This window comes from Massilia sp. YIM B02769 (assembly GCF_030411995.1).
Taxonomy (GTDB): domain Bacteria; phylum Pseudomonadota; class Gammaproteobacteria; order Burkholderiales; family Burkholderiaceae_D; genus Telluria.
In genome coordinates this window covers 96113-118570 of the sequence record NZ_JASNRC010000017.1, presented here as the reverse complement: position 1 = coordinate 118570, position 22458 = coordinate 96113, and the positions used below count along the sequence as shown (strand labels likewise).

At 67.0% G+C, this 22458-nt stretch carries 21 protein-coding genes; 10 read left to right on the top strand and 11 right to left on the bottom strand.

The features are described 5' to 3' along the window. Positions 1-377 precede the first annotated feature (377 nt). Complete coding sequence (locus QPK31_RS23645; RefSeq protein WP_290425346.1) at positions 378-1187, bottom strand: TorF family putative porin; 810 nt, start codon at positions 1185-1187, stop codon at positions 378-380. A 359-nt stretch (positions 1188-1546) separates the two neighbouring features. Between QPK31_RS23645 and QPK31_RS23640 the strand changes: the two genes are divergently transcribed. Beyond that, positions 1547-2491 (top strand): GNAT family N-acetyltransferase, encoded by a 945-nt coding sequence (locus QPK31_RS23640; RefSeq protein ID WP_290425345.1) that lies wholly within the window; start codon positions 1547-1549, stop codon positions 2489-2491. A gap of 25 nt (positions 2492-2516) precedes the next feature. On the opposite strand, the gene QPK31_RS23635 is transcribed toward QPK31_RS23640, so the two are convergent. Beyond that, a complete protein-coding gene (locus QPK31_RS23635) occupies positions 2517-2714 on the bottom strand; it encodes a hypothetical protein (RefSeq protein WP_290425344.1) in 198 nt (65 codons plus the stop codon). Between the two features lie 21 nt (positions 2715-2735). Then, positions 2736-3140, bottom strand: coding sequence for a hypothetical protein (locus QPK31_RS23630; protein ID WP_290425343.1), 405 nt, complete (start codon positions 3138-3140; stop codon positions 2736-2738). Positions 3141-3251: 111 nt separating this feature from the next. On the opposite strand from QPK31_RS23630, the gene QPK31_RS23625 reads away from it, so the two are divergent. Beyond that, positions 3252-3923, top strand: a complete 672-nt coding sequence (locus QPK31_RS23625; protein WP_290425342.1) for an SOS response-associated peptidase — start codon at positions 3252-3254, stop codon at positions 3921-3923. A 12-nt stretch (positions 3924-3935) separates the two neighbouring features. On the opposite strand, the gene QPK31_RS23620 is transcribed toward QPK31_RS23625, so the two are convergent. The 4 genes from QPK31_RS23620 to QPK31_RS23605 all read right to left on the bottom strand — a co-directional run bounded on the left by QPK31_RS23620 (position 3936) and on the right by QPK31_RS23605 (position 8846). Beyond that, complete coding sequence (locus tag QPK31_RS23620; protein WP_290425341.1) at positions 3936-4127, bottom strand: hypothetical protein; 192 nt, start codon at positions 4125-4127, stop codon at positions 3936-3938. A 458-nt stretch (positions 4128-4585) separates the two neighbouring features. Beyond that, on the bottom strand, positions 4586-5797 hold the full coding sequence (locus QPK31_RS23615) for a right-handed parallel beta-helix repeat-containing protein (protein ID WP_290425340.1): 1212 nt from the start codon (positions 5795-5797) through the stop codon (positions 4586-4588). Positions 5798-6072: 275 nt separating this feature from the next. Further along, positions 6073-7314, bottom strand: a complete 1242-nt coding sequence (locus QPK31_RS23610; RefSeq protein ID WP_290425339.1) for a right-handed parallel beta-helix repeat-containing protein — start codon at positions 7312-7314, stop codon at positions 6073-6075. Between the two features lie 320 nt (positions 7315-7634). Beyond that, positions 7635-8846: a right-handed parallel beta-helix repeat-containing protein gene (locus QPK31_RS23605; RefSeq protein WP_290425338.1), complete on the bottom strand. Its 1212-nt coding sequence runs from the start codon at positions 8844-8846 to the stop codon at positions 7635-7637. 259 nt (positions 8847-9105) lie between these two features. Between QPK31_RS23605 and QPK31_RS23600 the strand changes: the two genes are divergently transcribed. Next, positions 9106-9465 (top strand): DUF1566 domain-containing protein, encoded by a 360-nt coding sequence (locus QPK31_RS23600; RefSeq protein ID WP_290425337.1) that lies wholly within the window; start codon positions 9106-9108, stop codon positions 9463-9465. Between the two features lie 93 nt (positions 9466-9558). Here the strand turns inward: QPK31_RS23600 and QPK31_RS23595 are convergent, their stop codons facing one another. The 3 genes from QPK31_RS23595 to QPK31_RS23585 form a co-directional block, all read right to left on the bottom strand. Next, complete coding sequence (locus QPK31_RS23595) at positions 9559-10317, bottom strand: type 1 glutamine amidotransferase domain-containing protein (RefSeq protein WP_308634227.1); 759 nt, start codon at positions 10315-10317, stop codon at positions 9559-9561. A 118-nt stretch (positions 10318-10435) separates the two neighbouring features. After that, complete coding sequence (locus QPK31_RS23590) at positions 10436-11881, bottom strand: M20/M25/M40 family metallo-hydrolase (RefSeq protein ID WP_290425336.1); 1446 nt, start codon at positions 11879-11881, stop codon at positions 10436-10438. Positions 11882-12002: 121 nt separating this feature from the next. Next, the gene (locus tag QPK31_RS23585) at positions 12003-13139 is read right to left on the bottom strand and encodes a metallophosphoesterase (protein ID WP_290425335.1); all 1137 of its coding nucleotides are present in this window, start codon (positions 13137-13139) and stop codon (positions 12003-12005) included. 217 nt (positions 13140-13356) lie between these two features. On the opposite strand from QPK31_RS23585, the gene QPK31_RS23580 reads away from it, so the two are divergent. The 5 genes from QPK31_RS23580 to QPK31_RS23560 all read left to right on the top strand — a co-directional run bounded on the left by QPK31_RS23580 (position 13357) and on the right by QPK31_RS23560 (position 19307). Continuing rightward, positions 13357-13824: a glycine zipper domain-containing protein gene (locus QPK31_RS23580; protein ID WP_290425334.1), complete on the top strand. Its 468-nt coding sequence runs from the start codon at positions 13357-13359 to the stop codon at positions 13822-13824. 142 nt (positions 13825-13966) lie between these two features. Beyond that, a complete protein-coding gene (locus QPK31_RS23575; RefSeq protein WP_290425333.1) occupies positions 13967-14944 on the top strand; it encodes a serine/threonine protein kinase in 978 nt (325 codons plus the stop codon). Then, the gene (locus tag QPK31_RS23570) at positions 14941-17277 is read left to right on the top strand and encodes an FtsW/RodA/SpoVE family cell cycle protein (protein WP_290425332.1); all 2337 of its coding nucleotides are present in this window, start codon (positions 14941-14943) and stop codon (positions 17275-17277) included. The genes QPK31_RS23575 and QPK31_RS23570 overlap by 4 nt, the downstream gene beginning before the upstream one ends. 2 nt (positions 17278-17279) lie before the next feature. Beyond that, positions 17280-18839 (top strand): hypothetical protein, encoded by a 1560-nt coding sequence (locus tag QPK31_RS23565; protein WP_290425331.1) that lies wholly within the window; start codon positions 17280-17282, stop codon positions 18837-18839. A gap of 3 nt (positions 18840-18842) precedes the next feature. Beyond that, positions 18843-19307 carry an SH3 domain-containing protein gene (locus QPK31_RS23560; RefSeq protein ID WP_290425330.1) on the top strand — a complete coding sequence of 155 codons (465 nt, stop codon included), beginning with the start codon at positions 18843-18845 and terminating at the stop codon, positions 19305-19307. A gap of 6 nt (positions 19308-19313) precedes the next feature. On the opposite strand, the gene QPK31_RS23555 is transcribed toward QPK31_RS23560, so the two are convergent. Beyond that, the gene (locus QPK31_RS23555) at positions 19314-19772 is read right to left on the bottom strand and encodes a GNAT family N-acetyltransferase (protein WP_290425329.1); all 459 of its coding nucleotides are present in this window, start codon (positions 19770-19772) and stop codon (positions 19314-19316) included. 155 nt (positions 19773-19927) lie between these two features. On the opposite strand from QPK31_RS23555, the gene QPK31_RS23550 reads away from it, so the two are divergent. Beyond that, positions 19928-20881: a PP2C family serine/threonine-protein phosphatase gene (locus QPK31_RS23550; RefSeq protein WP_290425328.1), complete on the top strand. Its 954-nt coding sequence runs from the start codon at positions 19928-19930 to the stop codon at positions 20879-20881. A gap of 105 nt (positions 20882-20986) precedes the next feature. Beyond that, positions 20987-22447 carry an FHA domain-containing protein gene (locus tag QPK31_RS23545; RefSeq protein WP_290425327.1) on the top strand — a complete coding sequence of 487 codons (1461 nt, stop codon included), beginning with the start codon at positions 20987-20989 and terminating at the stop codon, positions 22445-22447. Positions 22448-22458 lie beyond the last annotated feature (11 nt).

The window sequence follows — 22458 nt, the reverse complement described above, 5'->3', positions numbered from 1 at the left end:
GCGCCAGCACCTGGTCCAGCCCGGCAGCCGGCCGCAAGGCGTCGAGGACGCGCAGCCGCTGTGGCCCGTTCAGTGTCGGCAATGCCGCAAACCACTTCGTGAAGCGCGGTGCTTTCATGGTCGACCCGTTGATGGCGAGACAGGTTGGACCACGAATGAACTCAACAGTTCACCGCTCATCCATAGCTAACGGTGACAGCGCCAAAAAAAATGCCGCCGGCGCATCGGGTGCGGCGGCGGCAAACGCTCAGTTGGTCTGAGTTGGAGACATTTCTTATGATAAGGGCGCCCAGCCCGTACACAAGACCCGCACCGGGAAAACTCGCCCTGTCATTACGTAGGCGGATTCGGACAAACTCCAGGCAATCTCCCCGGGCTCAAAAGGTCTTGCTCAGCGATACCACCAGCGTGTTCTTGCCGGGATTGGTGTAAGCGATGCGCTCGCTGTGGTTCAGGACGCCTGCGGTATCGCGCTGGAAACCATGGCTTGCACCGAATGCCCGGGTGTACGCGCCGGCCACTTTCCAGCCGCCATCCAGGCGACGCGTCAGGCCAACCTTGACGTCGCGCCAGTTCCAGTAGTCGTTGCCGGCGCCGGCGACCCGGCCTTCGCCGGCGTGCAGGTTCAGCGTGGTGGCGTCGCCGACGTCGACATTGGCGCCGCCGTCAAGGTAGCCGGTGCCGCGTGCGTTGGCGATGCCGAAGAAATTGCGCGTGACGGTGTAGTTGTACTTGGCGTAGAGCGCCTTGTAGCTGACGCCGGCCGAGAGCTCGCCGTAGTCGAAGCGCGCGCCGTTCGCTCCGCGCCCGGCGCCCGGATAACGGGCGACGTGCCCGATCAGGCTGTAGCCGAATTCACCCAGCTTGCCGCTGTAGCCGCCATACAGGTTCCACTCGACCGAGCCGTTGGCCACCGTGCGGTCGCCGACATGCGAGACCAGGGTACCCGCCGACCAGCCGCTCGGGTGCACGTAGTCGATGCCGGCCTGGGCCACCGGCTTGCCGTCGGTCTGGCGCAGGCCGCGCCACACGTACTGGCTGGCGACACCGGCATTCGCCGTCAGCGCGGCATCGGCGGCATCGGCGGCATCGGCGGCATCGGCGGCGTAGACCGGCTTGGCCGAATCCGGTACCGAGGCGTGGGCAGACAGGTGCATCGAGAACAGCGCAAGACAGACGAGCGGCATCAGCCGTGGAACGGTATGGGTCATTCTGTAAAGGGCGAAGGTTGGACGCGGAAGCGGCGCGGCGGGAAGCTCTGGATAATGCCGTGCGGCAATTGAGTGGGTGAATTCTAGAAGGCTTTTTCGCGCACACAGCGGTTTGATGCCAGGATGGACATCGCTTTTTTCGCCGCGTGCGTGATCCGCGCAACACCGTGTCCAGACTGGCATTCGAGGATGACAATCTTCGGGCCGCATGTGTCGGCGGCGCGTCGCCGGGTCTGCGCCAGCGCAAGGAAGCGGCAAAGGAGGCCGGGCACTGGCCGCAAGCCGTGGCGACCGCAGTACGATCGTTTCTCTACCACTCGTGAAGCGGAGACGGCATGCTGAACCCTGTCAACCGCCACGCCCGGCTCGCGGCGCTACACAAGCTTTGGGCCGGCCAGGAAAGCGCCCTGTCCCGGGACGCCCTGCACGGCCTGCTCGCGCACGCCGCCGCCTGGAGCGACTGGCCGCTGGTGCATGCCGTGGGCAGCCGCCTCGCTGCCAGGAGCGAACTTGCTGCCGAAGAAACCCTGCACCTGATCGACGCCTGCCGTGCCCTTGGCAAGGGCGCCGAAGCACACGCCCTGGCCGGTGCGCTGGTGGGGAGGCAGCCCCAGCATGCCGAACTCGCAAACGACATCGGCGCATGGCTGGCCTGGCGCCAGCGCTTCCCCGTTCCCGGCACCGGCGCCGAACTCGCGCTCGAGCCGCTCGCCCACCATCACGCGCGCGACTTCGTCTGGCAATACAGCGACCCGGCCATTGCCGCGCTGTGGTGCCTGCCCGTATTTGCCGATGCGCTCGACTGGCACCGCTGGCTGGCCGAGCTCTGGCGCCAGGGCCGGCGCCTGCTGTTCGCGGTGCTGCACCGCGAATGGGGCTTCATCGGCTGCGTCAACCTGACGCTGCACCGCGATCTGGGCTTTTTCTATTACTGGCTGGGGCGAGATTTCCAGGGCCATGGCTTCGGGCCGCGCGCCGGGCAGCTGCTGCTGGACATGGGCGAGCGCGCCTACGGACTGCGCAGCTGCTACGCCAAGGCCTTCGACACCAACCTGCGTTCGCGGCGTGGCCTGGACCGGATGGGATTTGCCGACCTCGGCATGCGCGGCGCGGGCGACGATGGCAACCAGGTGTTCTACCGGCGCGGCCCGGAACAGGGACGCCGGCGCACCGTCGAGGAATTGCACGGACTGCTGGAAAGCATGGACGCCAGCGTCCGGCCGGCGCGCCCGTCCGCGCGGCGCCATGCGGACACGCTCGCAGCTTGCGTGCGTCGATAGGGATGCGCTGCGGGTCGGCGAGCGCTCAGGCGCCCTGGTAGATCAGCACGCCGCACACTGCGGCGCCCAGGGCCAGCAAGCCGAACAGGAACCAGCGCATCGCATTCGCGAGACCGGCCACGGCCTTGTCGGCGTCTTTGCTCAGCATGCCGCGCTTGCGGCTGGAATTGAGCAACATGGCAACGAAGATGAACAGGAAAAACAGCACCAAAACAAATTTCATCGGACTATCCTCGGGTGCACATCAGGTGCGCGCCAGCACCAGGGCCAGCGACACCAGGCCCAGCACCGAGGCTGCCGCAGCGAACACACCCACTACCTGGATCTTGCCGCGCGCCGCTTCCATCTTGGCGATCAGCTGGGCGTTCTGGTCGGCCAGTTCCGTGATCAGCTTCGAGGCTTCGCGCAACTGCCCGTGCAGCTGGGCGATGGCTGCGTCCTGCTGCTCGATGTGGGCGGCCAGCAAGGCCATGCCATCCTCGCCGCCGGGCATCGGCGCGATTCCCACATCGTCGATGGCGGGCGCCGGCGCGCCCTTGCGGCCCACCGTGTCCCACAGTTTGCGCGCGCCAGTTGCCACCTGCGGCGCTGCGGCGATTACCTCGCTCCACGGAACCGCCTTCAAAACCTTCAGCCAGGCTACGGCCATGTTGTTTCCTCCAAGTCGAATGGGATGCAGGATAGCACCACTGCCCGGCGCCGGAACGGCCGGGCCGGCGCGTCAATCGTGCGGCCGCGTTTTATGCAGTACCATCATCCCATGTGTGGACGATTTGACCAAAGCCAAACGGCGCGTTACTACGCGAACGTATTCGGCTGGGCCGACGCGGTGTACGACAGCGAATCGGCGCCGGCGTACAACGTCTCGCCCGGCAGCTACCGCCCCGTCATGCACCTGCAGGACGGCGAGCGGCGTGTCGACGACGTGTTCTGGAGTTATCGCGCGAAATGGGCGGAAGGCAAGGTGCCGATCACCATCAATGCCCGTCTCGACAAACTGAGTAACCGCTACTGGAGCCGCCTGCTGAAGAACGGGCGTGCCGTCGTGCCGGCCGAGGGCTGGTACGAATGGACCGGCGAAAAGGGCAAGAAGCAGCCCTGGCACATCCACCGCAAGGACCGCGCGCCGCTGTTCATGCTGGCGCTGGCAAATTTCGGCACGTTCACCGAGAACCGCGCCGAGGCCGGCTTCGTGATCGTGACCGACGATGCCGCCGAGGGCATGCTCGACATCCACGACCGCCGTCCGATCGTGCTCGAGGCGGCCGATGCCGCGCTCTGGCTCGACCCCGACCTGGCGCCCGACGCGGCCATCGAGCTGGCGCGCAACGCGGCGCTGCCGCCCGATGCCTTCGAGTGGTTCAAGGTGACGCCGGCAGTCAACCGCGCCGGCGTCAACAGCCCGGAGATGGCGCTCCCCCTGGCGGAGTGAGCGCCAAGCCTTCTACTCCAGCACGCTGACCAGGGCCAGCAATCCCAGGGAAAGACCGACGATCACGCCGGCGCGGTTGCGCAGGCGCTGGCCGCGTTCGACCATCTGCTTGGCGATGCGGCGGCGTGGACGCAAGGCGTTGCGGTCCGGGGTGGTGTTGTCTTGTTGCGATTTGTGTTCCGTGTTCATCTCTACGATATCCATTGGCGGCTCCGATTGTCACTACCGAAGATTGTTCATGCCGGCCGGCGCGGCCGGCTACAGGGTGTGGATGCAGGCTCGGCTTCCGACAGCAATGCTGTCTGCCGAGCTCAGGCAAGCCGGGCGAGATGCTCGGAAATGCGGGCACAAGCGGCGATGAGGGGAAGTCGACAGCGCAACGCCTGGAGGCGGACGTGGGAAACGGCGGAAGCAAACCCTGCACCGTTTGGGAACGAGATATTCAACGACTGATCTTGCTGAAAGCGTGACATGCCAGTACCGTGTTCGACCCGCCATCGGTCCTGCAAAAGCAGGCGCCGACCGCATGAAAGAATTGATTCTACACGAACAGCTTGCTAGATCAATACGCAGTTGGAACAGGACTGCGGAATGTCAAAGACCCCGTTCCCGGGGTCTCCTTTTCACCACGCAGACTGTGTCTGCTCCTGCTTTTTTGCTGCTTAGTGCTGGTAAGCACCGATGTCGTAGCCGGTCGAGGCGTTACGCGCCTTGCCGTCGATGTCGGTCGGCAGTGCGTAGGTCGCGATACCGCGGCCGATCACAGGCGAGCTCGCGCTCGGCTTGAAGTTCGGCATGGCGGCGGTACGCGAGTAACCAGCCAACAGCGGGTCCGACGAGATCGTGCCGGTGTGCTTCAGGCCATTGCGCAGCTGCCAGTCGTAGGTCGTGTTCTTGAACACCAGGTTGTTCTTGTACGAGTTGGCGGTGCCGGTCTTGCCCTGCTCCGAGATGCCGTACTTGTTGTCGTACACGATGTTGTTGTACACGGAGACGTTATTCGCGCCAGCCGAGGTGAAGTAGAAGTCGCCGCCACCGACGATGATCCCGAACACCGACGAGCTCACCGTGTTGTTGATGATCTGGACATTGGTCGCATCGTGCCAGAGGTGGATCGCTGCCGAACCGACGCGGTAGACCACATTGTTTTTAATGGTACCCGAGGTGCTGACGTAGATACCCTGCACGTAGGTGCAACCGGCCGGGCCGATGTCGTGCACGACGTTGCCGATCACGTCGGTCTTGACGCCCTTGTAGTAGCTGTCGACGCCGATTGCCGAACCACCCGCGCTGTTGCACGGAATGGTGGTCGCGGTGTGGTGGACGTGGTTGCCTTCGATGACGTTGTAGGAGCCGCCGGTGTAGATACCCAGGGTCCACTTGGTGCCGCTGCGCACTTTCGAACCGTCGACTTCGAAGCCGATGATGCTGACGTAGTTGCCGCGGTTATCCCAGGCGTTCTTGTTGGTCGAGTTTGCAGGAGGAACGATCTTCGCACCCCACTTGGTGGTCGAGACCCAGTAGATACGGGCAGCTGCGGTACCGTTGGCGGTGGTCTTGAAGCCGCCATCGTAGGTGCCTGGCGCGACGAACACGGTGGTGCCGGCCTTGGTGACGGCCTTGGCGGCGCGGGCCAGGGTCTTGAACGGTGCAGCCTTGGTGCCGGCCGCGGTATCCGAGCCGGTCGGCGACACATAATAGTTGTAGGTGGTTGCAGGCGTGGTGGCGTTGCTGCTGGTATTCACCGTCAGGTTCGACGGGGCATCATAGCCGGAGAGCGCGAAGCTGGTCGGGGCGGCGTTGGCGGAAACGGAGAAGGCCAGGACGACGGCGGTAGCGACAGCGTTCAGGGCGATGGTGGCTTGCTTTTTCATGCGAGAAGTTCCTAGTGTTTAAAGTGAATACGTAACCTTTGAGGGCTGGAAACTTCCTTAGTTCAACGTTTTTCCAAATAAATTTTCTTGGAGTATCAAATACTTATCTCAATTTCCTCTCGACTAATGGAACAAGCAGATAAGGAACAATTGTGAAATGAAATGGAACAAAAACGCGTGTGCGCCACGCCGCGTTGCGAAATGAAAAGCCCGCGTGCCTTGCGGCGACGCGGGCTTGCATCAGGCGGCTACCTGATGAATCGACTTAGTCCCGTTTAGTGTTGATACGCGCCGATGTCGTAACCGGTGCTGGCGTTACGTGGCTTGCCGTCGATGTCAGTCGGCAGTGCATAGGTCGCGATACCACGGCCGATCACGGGTGAGCTCTTGCTCGGCTTGAAATTCGGCATCGCGGCGGTACGCGAATAGCCGGCCAGCAGCGGATCCGAGGTAATGGTGCCGGTGTGCTTCAGGCCGTTGCGCAATTGCCAGTTGTAGGTCGTGTTCTTGAAGACCAGGTTGTTCTTGTACGAATTGCCGGCGCCCGTCTTGCCCTGCTCCGAGATACCGTACTTGTTGTCGTACACGATGTTGTTGTACACCGCGACATTGTTCGCGCCAGCCGACGTGAAGTAGAAGTCGCCACCGCCAACGATGATGCCGAAGTTCGACGACGACACGGTGTTGTTGATGATCTTCACGTTCGTCGCATCGTGCCACAGGTGGATCGCTGCCGAGCCGACGCGGTAGACCACGTTGTTCTTGATCGTACCCGAGGTGCTGACGTAGATACCCTGCACATACGAGCAGCCGGCCGGGCCGATATCGTGCACGACGTTGTTCACGACATCGGTCATCACGCCCTTGTAATAACTGTCGACACCGATTGCCGAACCACCCGCGCTGTTGCATGGAATGGTGGTGGCAGTGTGGTGCACGTGGTTGCCTTCGATGACATTGTACGAACCGCCGGTGTAGATACCGAGCGTCCACTTGGTGCCGCTACGCACCTTCGAACCATCGACTTCGAAACCGATGATGCTGACGTAATTGCCGCGGTTATCCCAGGCGGTCTTGTTGGACGACTTGGCAGGCGGCACGATCTTGGCGCCCCACTTGGTGGTCGAGACCCAGTAGATACGCGCCTTGGCGGTACCGCTGGCCGTGGTCTTGAAACCGCCGTCATAGGTACCCGGCGCCACAAACACCGTCGTGCCCGGCTTGGTGGCTGCCTTGGCGGCGCGTGCCAGCGTCTTGAATGGTGCGGCCTTGGTGCCGGCGGCGGTGTCAGAACCGGTCGGCGAAACGTAATAGTTATAGGTGGTGGCTGGCGTCGTCACGTTGCTGGTGGCGACGTCGGTCTTGGCACGCAGGCCTTCCTGGGCATCGTAACCCGACAGGGCGAAACCGGTAGCAGCGCTGGCGGTGGACGCGCCGAGTACCAGCAGCATGGCAGCAGCGCCGCGGGTCAATGCATTGGTACGGATATTGGAGGGCTTGGTAGCGGAGTGTTTCATCAATAGTTCCTTACGTTAAATGCGAAATGCGAACGGTTTGAGCCGTGGAAACTGCCTAAGTTCAACGTTTTCATAAAAAAATTTCTTTTCACTATCAAGCTTACAAACATTGTTTGTCGCGAGAAACAATTGTTGAGAGTTTGCTCTGCCGTTCTCTTGCGTGAAAACGACAGCGCGGCCGGCCAATAAAAAACCCGCGTGCCTTGCGGTCACACGGGTCTGGTCGGTCAGGATTGGTCAGGCGGTGGTGCGCTCGGCACAGCCGGCTCGCCCTTCGTTTCCATGAGCCTGTCGATAAGGTTCGGTACTACCTGTGCGGCTTAGTGCTGGTAGGCGCCGATGTCGTAGCCGGTCGACGCGTTACGTGCCTTGCCGTCGATGTCGGTCGGCAGTGCGTAGGTCGCGATACCGCGGCCGATCACCGGCGAGCTGGCGCTCGGCTTGAAGTTCGGCATCGCGGCGGTACGCGAGTAACCGGCCAGCAGCGGGTCCGACGAGATCGTACCGGTGTGCTTCAGGCCATTGCGCAGCTGCCAGTCGTAGGTCGTGTTCTTGAACACCAGGTTGTTCTTGTACGAGTTGGCGGTACCGGTCTTGCCCTGCTCCGAGATGCCGTACTTGTTGTCGTACACGATGTTGTTGTACACGGAGACGTTATTCGCGCCAGCCGAGGTGAAGTAGAAGTCGCCGCCACCGACGATGATCCCGAACACCGACGAACTCACCGTGTTGTTGATGATCTGGACGTTGGTCGCATCGTGCCACAGGTGGATCGCTGCCGAACCGACGCGGTAGACCACGTTGTTCTTGATCGTGCCCGAGGTGCTCACATAGATACCCTGTACGTAGGTGCAGCCGGCCGGGCCGATGTCGTGGACGACGTTGCCGATCACGTCAGTCTTGACGCCCTTGTAGTAGCTGTCGACACCGATTGCCGAGCCGCCCGCGCTGTTGCACGGAATGGTGGTCGCGGTGTGGTGGACGTGGTTGCCTTCGATGACGTTGTACGAACCGCCGGTGTAGATACCCAGGGTCCACTTGGTACCGCTGCGCACTTTCGAGCCGTCGACTTCGAAGCCGATGATGCTGACGTAGTTGCCGCGGTTATCCCAGGCGTTCTTGTTGGTCGAGTTTGCAGGAGGAACGATCTTCGCACCCCACTTGGTGGTCAAGACCCAGTAGATGCGGGCGGCGGCGGTACCGTTGGCGGTGGTCTTGAAGCCGCCATCGTAGGTGCCTGGTGCCACGAACACGGTGGTGCCGGCTTTGGTCACGGCCTTGGCGGCGCGGGCCAGGGTCTTGAACGGTGCGGCCTTGGTGCCGGCAGCAGTGTCCGAGCCGGTCGGCGACACATAATAGTTGTAGGTGGTGGCAGGCGTGGTGGCGTTGCTGGTGGTGTTCACCGTCAGGTTCGACGGGGCATCATAGCCGGAGAGCGCGAAGCTGGTCGGGGCGGCGTGGGCCGAAGCCGAGAAGGCCAGGACGACGGCGGTAGCGACAGCGTTCAGGGCGATGGTGGCTTGCTTTTTCATGCGAGAAGTTCCTAACGTCAAAGGTAAAAGTCGAAGCGTGTAAAACGCGAATACGTAACCTTTGAGGGGAGGAAACTTCCTTAGTTCAACCTTTTCCCAAAAAAATTTTCTATAAGTAATAAAGCGTCAAGCGCCTTTATTCTTCTGAAATCGAACAACCATCTGATCCATGTCGTGTCCAGAGCAGCAACTAACGCGCCGAGGCCGGTGTCTTACAGGACCGCATACACTGACGCACGAGGATACGATGGGCATTTATATGCAACTACGCGAAACCTTGAAGGAAGGCGAGCACTACGCCGGGGTCATCCTCGGCAAGAATGGCGATGCCGACCACCACCTGATCCTGCTACCTGGCGACCTGGGCGACGTCAGTTGGCCCGGCGCAATCGACTGGGCAGGCAGCCAGGGCGGCGAACTGCCGAACCGGCGCGAACTCTCGCTGCTGTTCGCCAATCTGCGCGAACAGTTTGAAAGAGAATGGTATTGGTCGGCCGAGCCCCACGAAACGCGGTCACAGCTGGTCTGGGGCGAGAATTTCGCCAGCGGTATCCAGACGGTCTACGGCCGCCCGTTCCGCGGCCACGCGCGGGCCGTTCGGCGCATCCTGATCGAGTAGCGCAGCAGCCGGGGCGGAAGCACTGGGCGGATCCCTTACCGCATCCGCCCCCGGCGCTGCATGCCGCACCCGCACGCCCTGCGCCCTTCCTGTCTACTCCGATGCCGTCCTTGCCTCGGTGGCAGAAATGCGGCCGCCATTGCCTGCATTCCTGACCGCCATCACGCCCGCGCCGAGCAATGCAAGGCCGAGCACGGCGCCAAGCGGCGAGCGCGGAATCCAGCGCGCGGCGGCGCCGGTAACCGCGCTCGGGTTCTCGCGTTGCGGATCGGAATGGCGGCGGCGCAGCGCCGCGCTGCTGGCAGGGCCGCCTGCGTACAGCTGGATCATTTCGCGCACGAAGGGCATCATGTCTTGCGGGCCGCGGCTGGTCACGAGGTTACCGTCGCGCACCACTTCCTGGTCGAGCCAGGTGGCGCCGGCGTTCACCATGTCGTCGCGCACGCCCGGCCACGAGGTCAGGGTGCGGCCCGACAGCAGGCCCGCCGAGGCCAGCACCCAGGGGCCGTGGCAGAGCGTGGCGATCGGCTTGTCGAGCAGGTCGAAGGCGCGCACGAAGTCGCGCGCCTCGCTCGACTGGCGCAGCGCGTCCGGGTTCATGAAACCGCCTGGTATCAACAGGCCGTCGTAGTCGCGTGCGCTGACGTCGCCGATGGTCCAGTCGACGGCAATCAGGTCGGCCGGCATGTGCAGGTTCATGCCGCGAATCTTGCCCGACTTCAGCGAGATGATGTCGACCTCGGCGCCGGCGCCGCGCAGCGCCGCCACCGGCGCCGTCAGTTCCACTTTCTCGAAGCCGTCTGCCGCGAGCACGGCAATACGCTGCCCTGCCAGTTTCTTCCGTCCAGTCATGGTGTCCTCCGTTGAGATAATGTGCGAAGGAGTCTACCGGAATGGTCGAAATGGCAGCGTACGGACTATCTGGCGTGCACCGCAGCCGGCGCTATCCGGGCGACGGCATGCAGCGCGCTTACTTTGCCGGCACGCTGGCGCGGCCGATCGGTTCCTCGACATTCGCCAGGAACCAGGCCGTGGCCGCCATCACCGCCACGTTGCGGCGCAGGTTGTCCGGATCGACCTTGTCCAGGGTATCGGCCGCCGTGTGGTGGTAGTCGAAATAGGCCGAGGTATCGACCAGCGGCGCAAAGCTCGGCACGCCCGCGCGCTCCAGGCCCGACAAGTCGCCGGTCGACAGCGCATCCTGGCGCTGGAACACGCCGGCGCCGATCGGCAGCAATGCCGCCTGCAGCGGGGCGAACAACCTGGTCGACGCCGCCGGCACGCTGGTGCGCATGCCGAACGGCCGCCCGACGCCGTTGTCGCTCTCGATGGCGCCGATGTGGGTGCCGGCGTTCGCCTGCTGCGCCTCGAGGTAGGCGCGGGCGCCGCGGGTGCCGTTCTCCTCGTTCATCCAGGCAATCAAACGGATCGTGCGGCGCGGCCGGTAGTCGAGTTTCTTCAGGAGGTCGAACACCGCCATCGCGCTGGCCACGCCGGCTGCATCGTCGTGGGCGCCGGTCGCCAGGTCCCAGGAATCGAGGTGGCCGGACACGATCACGACCTCATCGGCCTTGTCGGTCCCCGGCAGGTCGGCGATCACATTGAAGCTGTCGGCATCCGGCAGGATCTTCGGGGTCAGCACCAGGCGCATGCTCAAGGGGCCGCGCTTGGCCAGGCGGCTCATCAGCATCGCGTCTTCCACGCTCACGGCCGCGGCCGGGATGCGCGCGCCATCCTGCATGCCGGTGTTGCCGGTGTGCGGCAGGCGGTAGTCGGCGCCGCCCACCGAGCGCACCAGCGCCGCCGCCGCGCCCATCTCGGCCGCGATGCGCGGGCCGTTGGTGCGGTAGTTCGAACCCTGCCCGTAGGCCGGGCCGGCCAGGCCGCGGTCGGCCATGTGCTGGTCGAACGGCACGTCGAACAGCACGATGCGGCCCTTCACCTCGCTCGCACGCGCCTTCAGTTCGTCGAAGCTGTTCACCACGATCACCTGGGCCTTCAAGCCCTCGGCCGGCGTCGCGCTCGATCCGCCCAGCGCCGTCAGCACCACGCGCTGGGTGATGCCGGCCGGACGGCCCGTGTACTCGACCAGTTCGCCCGTTTCCGCGCCACGCACCCAATGCGGCACCTTGACCGGCTGCAGCGTGACCTTCGCGCCCAGCTTGCGCATCGCGTCCGCCACCTGGGTCACGGCCGCCGCCGCGCCGGCCGAGCCCGACAGGCGCGGGCCGATCAGGTCGGTCATGTCGGCGGTGCGCTCCCAGGCGTAGTCGCTCGTCATCGCGGCATCGCGGATCCTGGCCAGGGCGGCAGGGTCGTTACCCGGGCTGGCGGCCAGGGCCGAGCCGGCGAACGAGGTGGCGAACAGGGCGGCGGCCATCAGGCCAAGTGCGGGAAGGCGGGTGCGGCGATTCATGCAGGAATTCCTTCGATCAAGTTTTTTACAAAATCGAAGGTTAGCGCATATGACAAGTTTGCGCTGTCTTTACGAATGCGCAGCAAGAGGACGGGAGGCTATCGCGGCTCCCGGACGGCGCCTATGCCGGCACCAGGCGCACCAGGGTGATCTCGGACGGCGCACCGAAGCGTTTCGGCGGCCCCCAGTAGCCGGTGCCACGGCTGGTGTACACCCACAAATCGCGCACGCGGTGCAGGCCGGCCACGAAAGGCTGCTGCAGCGGCACGAACAGGTTCCACGGGAAGAACTGGCCGCCATGGGTGTGCCCCGACAATTGCAGGTCGAAGCCGGCGTCGGCGGCGGCGGGCGCGGTGCGCGGCTGGTGCGCCAGCAGGATCTTCACGTCCACTTCGTCCGGTGCGCCGGCCGCCGCGGCCCGCGGACTGCTGCGGTGGCTGGGCACGAAATGGTGGGCGGTGAAGTCGGGCACGCCGGCGATCAGGACGGTCGCCGCGCCGCGCTGGCGCACCACGTGCTGGTTCAGCAGCACCGTCAATCCCAGCCTGCGCACCTCGGCGATCCACTCTTCGGCGCCCGAGTAATATTCGTGGTTGCCGGTCACGAAAAACGCACCGTCCGGCGCCGACAGCCGCGCCAGCGGCTGGGTATGCAGGGCCAGGCGCTGCACGCTGCCGTCGACCAGGTCGCCTGTGACGGCAATCGCGTCGGCCTTCAGCGCGTTCACGCGGTTGACGATGGCGTTCAGGTAGGGCCGGCGGATGGTCGGGCCGACGTGGATGTCGGAAATCTGGGCGATCGAATAGCCGTGCAGCTCTTCCGGCAGGTTGGCGATCGGCACGTCGACCCGTTTTACCCGCGCCAGGCGGCGCGCATTCACGAAGCCGATGAGGGTGACCGCCAGCGCCAGGGAGGGCACGCCGACCGCGCTCCAGTGGGTAAAGCCGGCATTGCCCTGCCCGACTGCCAACAAGGCAAGCAGCACGATGTCGCGCAGGAAGGTGATGACGATCAGCGACGAGAACAGTCCCATTGCCAGCAGGCCGACCCAGGCCAATTGCTCTGACCAGCGGCGTCGCCGCAGCGACGAGGACAGCAAACCGACCGGCACCAGCACGGTCGACAGGACCAGCAGCACGATGCCGGCGGCAATGCCGAGGAAGCCGAGCCCCATGTCGGGCATCAGGCGCGCACCGATGTACACATGCAGGAGGATGAGCAGGGAGAGGACGACGGACAGGTTGCGGCGGGCTGACATAAAGGCAAGGAAAAATGGGTCGTGCGGGTTAGATGGGGCGGGCTGCCCGGTCTGCAAGGCCGGCTCGCGGGGCTTGTCAAAAGAATGTTACGGAGGTCTCGGCACTTGTAATATTCTGTATTAGGAGATGAGGCCACCGGCAGTCGGGACTATAGTGTGTCCATACCCGGCGTAACCGCGATCACTCCGATCCGCGCTGCGGTAAAAAGGAAAAGCCATGTTGAACAAAAAATGCTTTGGTGCGGTGATCCTGGCCGCTGTCGCCGTCTCGCCCTCGGCATTCGCTGGCGACCGCGGCGTCAATACGGCGGTCGGCGCGGTGCTCGGTGCGGCAATTGGCGGTAGCGCTGGCGGCAGCGGCGGCGCCCTGGTCGGCGGCGTGCTCGGCGCGGCCGTCGGCAACTCGATCAACACCCACGACGACCGCCGCTATTACGGCGATCGCGGCTACCGTGGCGGCTACGGCTCGGTGGGCTATTACCAGCCGGCCCCGGTATATGCCCAGCCGCGTCCGGTCTACTACGAAGCGCCACGCTACTACCGCCAGCCGGAAGTGGTGTACGTGGAACCGCGCCGTGGCCATGACCGCGGCTGGGACCGTGGCCGCGACCACGACCGCCGCGACTGGGACCGTGGCCATGACCGCGGTGGCCGCGGCTGGGACCGCGACGGCTACCGCCGCTGATCCGGGCTTGAAGTGAAGAAGGCCGCATCGATGACGCGGCTTTTTTTTCGCCCGTCGTGCCTAACGCCGGCAATCTTTCCCCTCCCCTCCGCTCATACCCCGCGGCGGCGCCTGCCGCCGATAGAAACGAGCGGAGGAATGCATGTACCACAGCGGCGACATCGTGACACTCGCGGCCGGCCACTACCGGCTGCGCGAACAGCTGGCCGGCTCGGCCTACGGCGTGGTCTGGCGCGCCGAGGGCGGTGCGGCCGGCGACGTCGCCATCAAGCTGGTCAACCGCGAACAGATGACGCGCGCCGAGCCCGCCGTGCAGGCGCGCTGGGCCGAATGCGCCGCGCGCGAAATCGCCTTCCTCACCAGCCTCGCGCCCTGGGACGCGCGCCACATCGTGCGCCTGCTCGACCATGGCCTGCACGACGGCCTGCCGGCCATCGCCCTCGAACTGCTCGACGGCGACCTCGCCGCCCACATGGCGGCGCAGAACGCGGCCGCCCGCCGCACCGGCCTGGCCCAGGCGCTGGCCTGGCTCGCGCAGATCAACAGTGCGCTGGCCAAGGTCCACCAGTACGGCTGGCGCTACCTCGACCTGAAGCCGGGTAACCTGCTGGTCGATGCCGCCACGGGCACCCTCAAACTGGCCGACTTCGGCACCAACCGCAGCCTGCTCGACACCACCGCCCATTCCTATGCCGGCACCGCCAGCTGGCAGGCGCCGGAGCAGTTCTTCCCTGGCGAAGGCGCCGGCCACCTGACCGATGCGCGCACCGATTATTTCGCGCTCGGCGCGATCTTCTTTTACCTCGTCACCGACGGCGCCACGCTGCGCTACAGCGGCGCCTGCGCCGATGCCTGGCGCGCGCACGGACGCGACGGCGCCGTCCAACTGCAGGCAGCCTGGAACGGCGCCGCCCCGCCGCCGCTGGCCGACGACGAGGCCGAACGCTTCCTGGAATGCGCCCGCGCCGCGAACGATCACGCAGACCCGGCCGCCGCCCTGGCCCTGCTGCGCGCCCTGCTCGCCGCACGGCGCCAGGACCGGCCGCGCCATGCGCTCGAGATCAGCCGCATGATCGCGGCGGCCTCCGGCAGCATCCACCCGGTGCGGAGGGCCGCATGATGGGCGCACCACGTCCTGGGTTCGGCCTCGGCATGCTGGCCGCCGCCGCACTCGCCTTGCTGTGCGCGCTGCAGGCGCTGGCCGTGCTGCGCATGCCGTCCGCCTTTTCGCCCAGCGACATCACGATAACACTGGCCCCCGGCCACACCATCGAACTCGGACGCGCCGAACTCGCCGCGCCCCAGGCCGACCCGCGCCACCTGCGCCTGCGCCGCGACAGCGCCGGCCGCTGGTTCGTCGCCAGCGCCAGCGGCATGCAGGGCCTGCGCATCGAACACGGCGCCGACGGCACCAAGACGCGCAGCGGCGCGCTCGCGCTGCAGGCCGGCCAGCGCTTCCAGCTCGGCGCCGCACAGTACACCGTCGAGACGGCGCACGATGGCCTGCTGCGCCTGCAGGACGGCGCGCATACCTGGGAATACGACGGCGCCCTGCTGCGCCAGGACGGCAGCGCGCAAAGCGCCTGCCCACAGTCCTCGCTCGGCGCGCGCCTGCTCGGATTCTGGAACCGCATCCTGCCCGCCTTCCTCGGCTTCGAACGGCCCCTGGGCTTCGGCGGCAACCTGTCCTGCGCCACCACGATCGGCAACCCGGACGCCGCGCCTGGCAGCGCCAGCATCGCCTTCGTCGACGGCGTGCCGACCGTGTTCGCGGCCAGCGGCAGCGGCCGCGTACCGCTGCTGGCCGAGGTCGATGGCTTGCCCGCCGATCTGGCCCTGCGCGAACTGCCGCTCGATGACGTCAGCGCCTTGGGCGTCGGCCGCACCCGCCTGCTGGCGGCGATCGATGGCGACACCTTGCGCCTGCAACCCGTCAGCCGCGTCGCCCTCTTCCCCGACACCCGCGCCGAACTGCCCGAGGGCGTGAGCTGGCGCTGGGCGCCACGCAATTCCTGGCTGCTGCCCGCCAGCACGCCCTGGGCCGGCGCCTTCGCTTTGGCCAGCGGCCTGCTTGCCGGCTTGCTGGCATGGCGCACGGTCTTCCGCAAGCAGCCGGCGCTGGCCCTGCGCCTTGGCGCCGGCGTCGCGCTGGCGATCGCCGGCTTCGCGCTGCTGCTGGCCGTGCGCGCCGGCCAGGCGCCCGGCGCCGCGCCGACCCTGCTGCTGGCCTGGGCCGCGCTCTGGTACGGACTGCAGCTGCGCCGTCCGAACGCGGTCTTGACGACCGGCGTCCTGCTGCTGGCCGGCGGCCTGCTGCTGCAACTGGAACTGGGCACGGCTGCCACCGACACCTCGTGGATGCGCCACTTCCAGAAAACCGCCGCCGCCACCACGCTGGGCCTGGGGCTGACCGGTCTCGCCGGCTTGCTCAAGGCGCGCCGCCCGGCCTCGCAGGCCCAGGTCGAATGGACCTTGCTGGCACTGGCCTGCTGCGCCGTGGTCGCCCTGCTGGTGCAGGTCGGCTGGGGCAGCGAGACCGGCGTCTTCGACCTGCAGCCGGTGGAATTCGCCAAGCTCGCGCTGACCGTGCTGACGGCGCACTGCATCGCACTCGGCCTGGGTGCTGGCGATACCGGGAGCAGCGCGCGCAAGGCCGGCCTGCTGCGCTGGCTGCGCCTGGCCTCGCCCGCGCTGCTGTTTATCGTGCTGCTGGCCGTGGCCCTGGTCCAGGTCGACGATTATTCGCCGCTGATCCTGCTGCTGGTCTGGGGCGCGGCGATGCTGCTGGCCTGGTCGCTGGCCGCGCGCCAGCGCGCCGCGACCGTGGCGCTCTGCCTGCTCGCCGTCGGCGTGATCGGCGCCGTCGGCCTGCTGCGCGCCACCAGCCCCGACGACATCGCGCACTGGAATTTCTATGGCGAGCGCTTCCTGGTCTGGCTCGACCCGGCTGCCCACCCGCACACCGGCCAGCAACTGCTGCTGGGCGCGCGCGCCATCCTGGCGGGCGGCTGGATGGGCGCCGATGGCGTCTTCGGCCTGGCCGCGCTCGGCGCCAGCGCGCCCGACGCACTCGCGATTCCGGCGGTGCAGGACGACTTCGCGCCTTCGTTCTTCCTGAACCGCCACGGCCTGCTCGCCGCGCTCGGCCTGTGGACCCTGCAAGCCCTGTTCCTGTGCGCCCTGCTGGGGGCTGCCCTGCGCGCCTGGTCCGGCGCGGCGGGTGCGCGCGACTTCCGCCACGCCTGGCAGGCGCGCTTTCGCTGCTTCGTGCTGTGCGGCGGCGCTGCCTTCGTGTTCGGCCACTTCCTGCTGTCGTGGGGGACGAACTTGTCCTTCTTCCCGATCATGGGGCAGCCGATGAGCTTCCTGTCGGCGGGCGGTTCGCACCTCCTGTTTTTCATCTTCCCCCTGCTAGCGTTTGGCGCCGCAGCCCCATCTTCAAAGGAGAGTTAATCATGCCGGTCTACGTCCAACACGAATCCCTGGGCAAGGTGAACGATGTGTTCAATGCCGAAGCGCTGTGGCAGGCGCCGGGCCTGGCGCTGTTTGCGCGCCGCCCGCTGCTACGCGACCTGCTGGAGCGCTCGCCGCGCGAGCAGCGCGGCCGCGCCGCCACCCGCTGCTTCTCGCACGTCACGCTGGTGCTGCCGCAGGACGAGGTCGACGACGACCGCCACCTGACCCGCGGCGCGCGCGTGCGCGACCTGGCGCACACCCTGCAGTCGCTGCACCAGAAGGACTTCGGCGACCTGCTCGGCGCCGACGAGGTGCGCTACCACGTGGTCGGCTCGGAACAGCTGGAGCCGGGCCAGGTCGAGGTCAAGTTCGGCCACGCCGTCTACCTGCCGGCGCCCGGCGAACAGGTGCAATATACGGTCAGCGTCTCGCGCGACAGCGCCATCTGGCAGACCGTCTGCCCGGTGTATCCGGGCCAGCGCCTGACGGTGCTCGGCCACGACGCCGCCAGCGCCACCCACGCCGTGCCCGGCTGGCCGTTCGCACTCGACGGCGCCATCCTCCTGATCAACGACGGGCCGGACACGCCGATGGAAGTGCACGTGCGCCCAAAAGAAGCCTTCGAGTGCGGCTTCGACGCCGCCGCCGGCTACTACACGATCCGCGCGCGCCATGGCGAGACGCCGGGCAATGCCGGCCGCCTGCTCCTGAAAATCGCGCGCAGTGCGCATGCGATCGGCACGTCCGCTCCCGCGCCGGCACGTCCGCTCAGCGCCCCGCCCACTCCTTCCCGTGCGCCGGCCGTCTGGAAGACCCGCGCCCGCACCCTCGACGACGCCGAACTGACCGCCACCCCGGTCCTGCACCGCGCCCGCCCGGCCGCCGAGGAAGCGACCTATGCGCCGGTGGCGCGCCAGCGCATCGCCCTGGCCGCGCTGGCCCTGCCTCGCCTGAGCCGCTACCGTGACACCGGCGCCGGCCTGCTCGAATTCGGCATCCAGCACAGCCTGGCAGCGGGCGCGCCGGGCAAGGAGAACCTGATCGGCTTCGCGGTCGACGAGGCCGACGAGGTGTACGCCATCGGTTCCGATGGCCGCCAGCGCATCGCCGTGCCGAACCGCTTCGCGCCGATCGATGGGGTCGACCTGCGCGTGCTGGCGCCGGCGCCGCAGATGGCCGACCGCTACAGCGCCCTGATCTGCCTGCCGCAGGCGCCGTCGATGCCGGTGCCGGGCGGTGCGCGCATCGCCTTTGGGCGCGGCGCCCCGGCCCTGGCCGCGCTGCGCGTGCTGGACGCCGCCGGCTGCCTGCGCGGCCAGGACGGCATCGATGCCGGCAGCGCCGACCGTCTCGGCCTGTCGCGCCATGCCGCCAGCATCGAGGCCGGGCCGGACGGTTTCCGCGTTGCGCGCCTGGCGCCGACCCAGGCCCTGTTCCACCTCGACGAGCGGCTTGGGTTTGTCGCCGCCATCGAGAACAATTCGCCGGACGCGCCTTACCTGGTGCCGAACGGGCACCACATCGTCGCCGGCCATTACGTGCTGCGCGTCGAGGGCTGAGCGATGTCGCCGCTACTGACCGCGTTCGCCTGCTTCGGCGCGGCGCTGGTCCTGACGCTGGTTGCCGCGGCTTGGATGACGCCGCGCATCTGGTGGAAGCGCGCGAATGCCCGGGCCCTGGCGGTGCTGGTGCTGGGCACCGGCGCCATCGGCAGCGCCCTCTGGTGGTTTGCCGATCCTCTGCCGGCGCAGGCGCAGGCGGACCTGCCGACGCAGCCCGCCCTCGCCTTTCATCAGGATGCCCCGCTGCCCGGCCGCAGCTACCGCGTGGCCGATGCGCTGAATTTGCGTGCGGCCGGCGGTGTCGGTTCGCCGCGCGTGACCGTGCTGCCGGCCGGCGCCATCGTCACCGCGACCGGCGAGCAGGATGGCGACTGGTGGCGGGTGCGGGCCGACGTCGGCGGCGTGAGGGAGGAAGGCTGGGCCAGCAGCCTGTGGCTGCGCCGCGCCGACGAGCACCGGCGCTGATCGGTTTCATGCCGGCGTATAGCGCATCGGGTTGAAGTACAGCCCCTTCAGGCACTGGGTCGGCGCCATGCGCACGAAGCCGAAGGCCTCGTACACCGGCGCCGCATGGTTCGAGGCATTCACCAGGAAGGCGCCGTCGCCGCCGCGCTCGATGGCCGCGCGCCGCGCCACCTGCCACAAGCGCCGCGCCAGGCCCTGTCCATGCCAGCGCTTGTCGACGAACAGGTGGAACAGGTGGTTGTTGGCGCGGATGCCGATGAAGCCGGCCAGCGTTCCGTCGATCTCGGCCACATGGTAGACATGGCCGCTGCGCACGTAATTGCGCAGGCCGTCCTCGTCGTTCTCGCGCAGGAAGGTCGAGGCGCCTTCCGGCGTCGATTCGTGGACGATGAATTCGCTGGCGGCAGCGCGCAGCAGGCGGGCGGCGCCGGGAAGGTCGGTGTCGACGAGCGGTCGGATGAGCATGGGGCGTGCTGCAAGCGGTACGATAAGTGGTGCAACGCGCCGCACGGTGAACTGTGCGCGCCTTTGCCAAAAGTTCAACATAGCTTACCATGAGCACAACTCCACGGGCGCTGGCCTGGCCTGAAAATTTTCTCCCACCGCAAGAGGCAGCACGCATGTTCGAAGGACTGCATTTCGGCCCGCGCTTCGAGGTCGCCGCACGCAGCAGCATCGGCCTCGGGCCGGTGACGCGCGCCGAAAACCAGGACAACTGCGTCCTCATCGACGCCGATGGCAATGCCGGGCTGCTGCGCGGCGGCGTGCCGGTTGCCCAGCGCGTGCCCGGCTGGCCCGCCGGCCACCTGCGCCTGGCGGTACTCGACGGCATGGGCGGCCATGGCCACGGGCGCGAAGCGGCTGAAGCCGCCGCCGAAGGCCTGCTCGCGATTCCCGCCTGCAGCGATATCGATCTGTTGTCCGCCCATCTCGACGCCCTGCACGCCGACCTGCAGCGCCGCTTCGACGCCCTCGGCGAACGCGGGCCGCGCCCCGGCACCACGCTGACCCTGCTCGAGATCCCGGCGCTGGACGCGCCGCTGCTGTGGCACGCGGGCGATTCGCGCCTGCTGGAAATCGGCGCCGGCAGCGTCGCGCCGCTGACGGTCGACCACGTGCCGGCCACGGCCTACGCGATGCAGGGCCTGCTGAACGAGGCCGACTGGCGGCGCCAGGTGCACGGCGAGCACGCGCCGCAGATCGCCCAGGCTTTCATCCTGGGGAATACCTTTGCCGATCCGCTGCGCCTGGACGACGGGCTGTTTGCGCTCACGCCCGACAAGCTGCCGCCCTGGCTGCGCGCCCTGCCCGACCGGCGTGCCGTGACGCTGCGCGCGGACTGCAGCTACCTGCTGGCTTCGGACGGCTTCTGGTCCTGCGCCGATCCGGCCGAATTCATCGCGCGCTGGCCGCGCCTGCTGTCCGGCCGCGATGCGCAGGCGGGACTCGGCGCGCTGTTCGACGAAATGGCCGAGCGCCCCCCGGTTGGGCTGCAGCCAGACAATCTCACGGCGATTGTGTTGCGCTTTCGCCCACATCGACGCGATGAAACGGCGCTGCCGGCAAGCAATTGATTTAAAATAGGAAATAGTGCGCAGAATCAATAATCGCCGCGCTTGGCGCGCGCCACTGTTGGGCCAGAACGCGTAAGCTGAGACCTCTTTCGTCAGGCTAATTCCATGAACCGTTGCAGCAATCCCGCGCATCCGCATTGCACCGTCTGGGTGATGCCAGGGGATGCCGCCTGCGCGCACGGTCATGCCCAGCCCGCTTCCTCCGATGCCGCACAATCTTCCGACGATGCGCTGATCGCGCATGTGCCCGCCATGCCGGCGAGCGCACCGATCGCCATGCCGATTGCCGCGCCGTCGCAGCGCCCGCACCTGCACGTCAGCGGTTTCGACCCGCGCGCCGCCGGCGGCCGGCAAGTGCTGAAACTGGAACTGCGCGGCATGCCGCCCGATTGCGCGCCGCAGGTGACCCTGCTGGCCAGTTCGCGCCTGCGACTCGAAGGCGGCGAGCGCCACAGCTTTACGCGCACCCTGCGCGGCGAATGGCTGCCGGTCTTCCTCGAATTTTCCTCGCGCGGGCTGGAGCATGGCCAGTACCGCGTCGAGCTCGAACTGCACAGCCGTGCACTGGCGGCCCGCACCTGGGTTGCCACCCTGCTGATCCTGGCGCCGCGCGCCGACGCCAGCCTGCACGACATCCACCAGACTTTCCTCGCCACGCACAAGAACGTGCGCGTGCATGCCGACGACGCCTCCATCGCTCGGGTGAATGCGCGCCTCGGCGGCGGCCGCGTCGACATCGATGTCAAGGCCAGCAATGCCGGCATCGCCCACCTCGACCTGGATGGCCTGAACGCACCCCAGGGCAAGATCGACCTCGGCTTTTCCAGCATCGCCTGGGACGAAGACCTGCTCGAAATCGACCTGCCGGCGCAGGCCGCCGGCCATCCCTGCCCGGCCAGCATGGCTTGCCTGGAACTCGCCGGCGGCAGTGCCGGCCGACCGCGCTACCTGCGCCTGTTCGCGCTCGACGAATGCGTGCTGGGGCGGGTCGATGGCGAGGGCGACGTGCTGCTGGCCCATCATGACGATGCCGGGCCGGTGGCCGAAGGCCTGACGCGGCGCCTGTCGGCGCGCCATGCCGTGATCCGGCGCGGGCGCGAAGGTTTCGAGATCGAGGACGTGTCGCGCTATGGCGTGCTGGTCGACGGCACCTGGCCGGGCAAGCACAAGGCGCTGCGGCTGCATCCGGGCATGCGCATCGAACTGACGGCCAGCATTCCCGGGATCGTGGTGCTGGAAGTGACGGCGGTGCTGGCGCATGCGATCGTGCTGCACCGGGTCGACGCGGGCCTGGCGCACGAGGCGTTTTACCTGCTCGATCCGGAGCGCGCGCCGGCTGGGGCGGCGCGTGCGGGTGTGGCCGGGCTGCCGCTGCTGTGTCATCGGGATGGCGGGTTCTGGCATATAGACGCGGCCAGTGGCGAACAGACGCCGCTGACGCCTACAGTGGCATTTCACCGGCTGGCCGGCTGGCCGCGCGATGCGGCGTTTGCGGCGAGTGCGTATCCGGAAATGCGGAACGGGCGCTCGACATCGGCACAGAGCGCCGTTCACCGCGAGTCGTAGACCCGGACCGT

Coding starts and splice junctions, on each gene's coding strand:
- QPK31_RS23570 (WP_290425332.1), top strand. CDS start 14,941: ATGATGGGCGCACCACGTCCTGGGTTCGGCCTCGGCATGCTGGCCGCC.
- QPK31_RS23625 (WP_290425342.1), top strand. CDS start 3,252: ATGTGTGGACGATTTGACCAAAGCCAAACGGCGCGTTACTACGCGAAC.
- QPK31_RS23575 (WP_290425333.1), top strand. CDS start 13,967: ATGTACCACAGCGGCGACATCGTGACACTCGCGGCCGGCCACTACCGG.
- QPK31_RS23580 (WP_290425334.1), top strand. CDS start 13,357: ATGTTGAACAAAAAATGCTTTGGTGCGGTGATCCTGGCCGCTGTCGCC.
- QPK31_RS23545 (WP_290425327.1), top strand. CDS start 20,987: ATGAACCGTTGCAGCAATCCCGCGCATCCGCATTGCACCGTCTGGGTG.
- QPK31_RS23605 (WP_290425338.1), bottom strand. CDS start 8,846: ATGAAAAAGCAAGCCACCATCGCCCTGAACGCTGTCGCTACCGCCGTC.
- QPK31_RS23550 (WP_290425328.1), top strand. CDS start 19,928: ATGTTCGAAGGACTGCATTTCGGCCCGCGCTTCGAGGTCGCCGCACGC.
- QPK31_RS23615 (WP_290425340.1), bottom strand. CDS start 5,797: ATGAAAAAGCAAGCCACCATCGCCCTGAACGCTGTCGCTACCGCCGTC.
- QPK31_RS23630 (WP_290425343.1), bottom strand. CDS start 3,140: ATGGCCGTAGCCTGGCTGAAGGTTTTGAAGGCGGTTCCGTGGAGCGAG.
- QPK31_RS23560 (WP_290425330.1), top strand. CDS start 18,843: ATGTCGCCGCTACTGACCGCGTTCGCCTGCTTCGGCGCGGCGCTGGTC.
- QPK31_RS23555 (WP_290425329.1), bottom strand. CDS start 19,772: ATGCTCATCCGACCGCTCGTCGACACCGACCTTCCCGGCGCCGCCCGC.
- QPK31_RS23565 (WP_290425331.1), top strand. CDS start 17,280: ATGCCGGTCTACGTCCAACACGAATCCCTGGGCAAGGTGAACGATGTG.
- QPK31_RS23635 (WP_290425344.1), bottom strand. CDS start 2,714: ATGAAATTTGTTTTGGTGCTGTTTTTCCTGTTCATCTTCGTTGCCATG.
- QPK31_RS23590 (WP_290425336.1), bottom strand. CDS start 11,881: ATGAATCGCCGCACCCGCCTTCCCGCACTTGGCCTGATGGCCGCCGCC.
- QPK31_RS23600 (WP_290425337.1), top strand. CDS start 9,106: ATGCAACTACGCGAAACCTTGAAGGAAGGCGAGCACTACGCCGGGGTC.
- QPK31_RS23620 (WP_290425341.1), bottom strand. CDS start 4,127: ATGGATATCGTAGAGATGAACACGGAACACAAATCGCAACAAGACAAC.
- QPK31_RS23595 (WP_308634227.1), bottom strand. CDS start 10,317: ATGACTGGACGGAAGAAACTGGCAGGGCAGCGTATTGCCGTGCTCGCG.
- QPK31_RS23585 (WP_290425335.1), bottom strand. CDS start 13,139: ATGTCAGCCCGCCGCAACCTGTCCGTCGTCCTCTCCCTGCTCATCCTC.
- QPK31_RS23645 (WP_290425346.1), bottom strand. CDS start 1,187: ATGCCGCTCGTCTGTCTTGCGCTGTTCTCGATGCACCTGTCTGCCCAC.
- QPK31_RS23610 (WP_290425339.1), bottom strand. CDS start 7,314: ATGAAACACTCCGCTACCAAGCCCTCCAATATCCGTACCAATGCATTG.
- QPK31_RS23640 (WP_290425345.1), top strand. CDS start 1,547: ATGCTGAACCCTGTCAACCGCCACGCCCGGCTCGCGGCGCTACACAAG.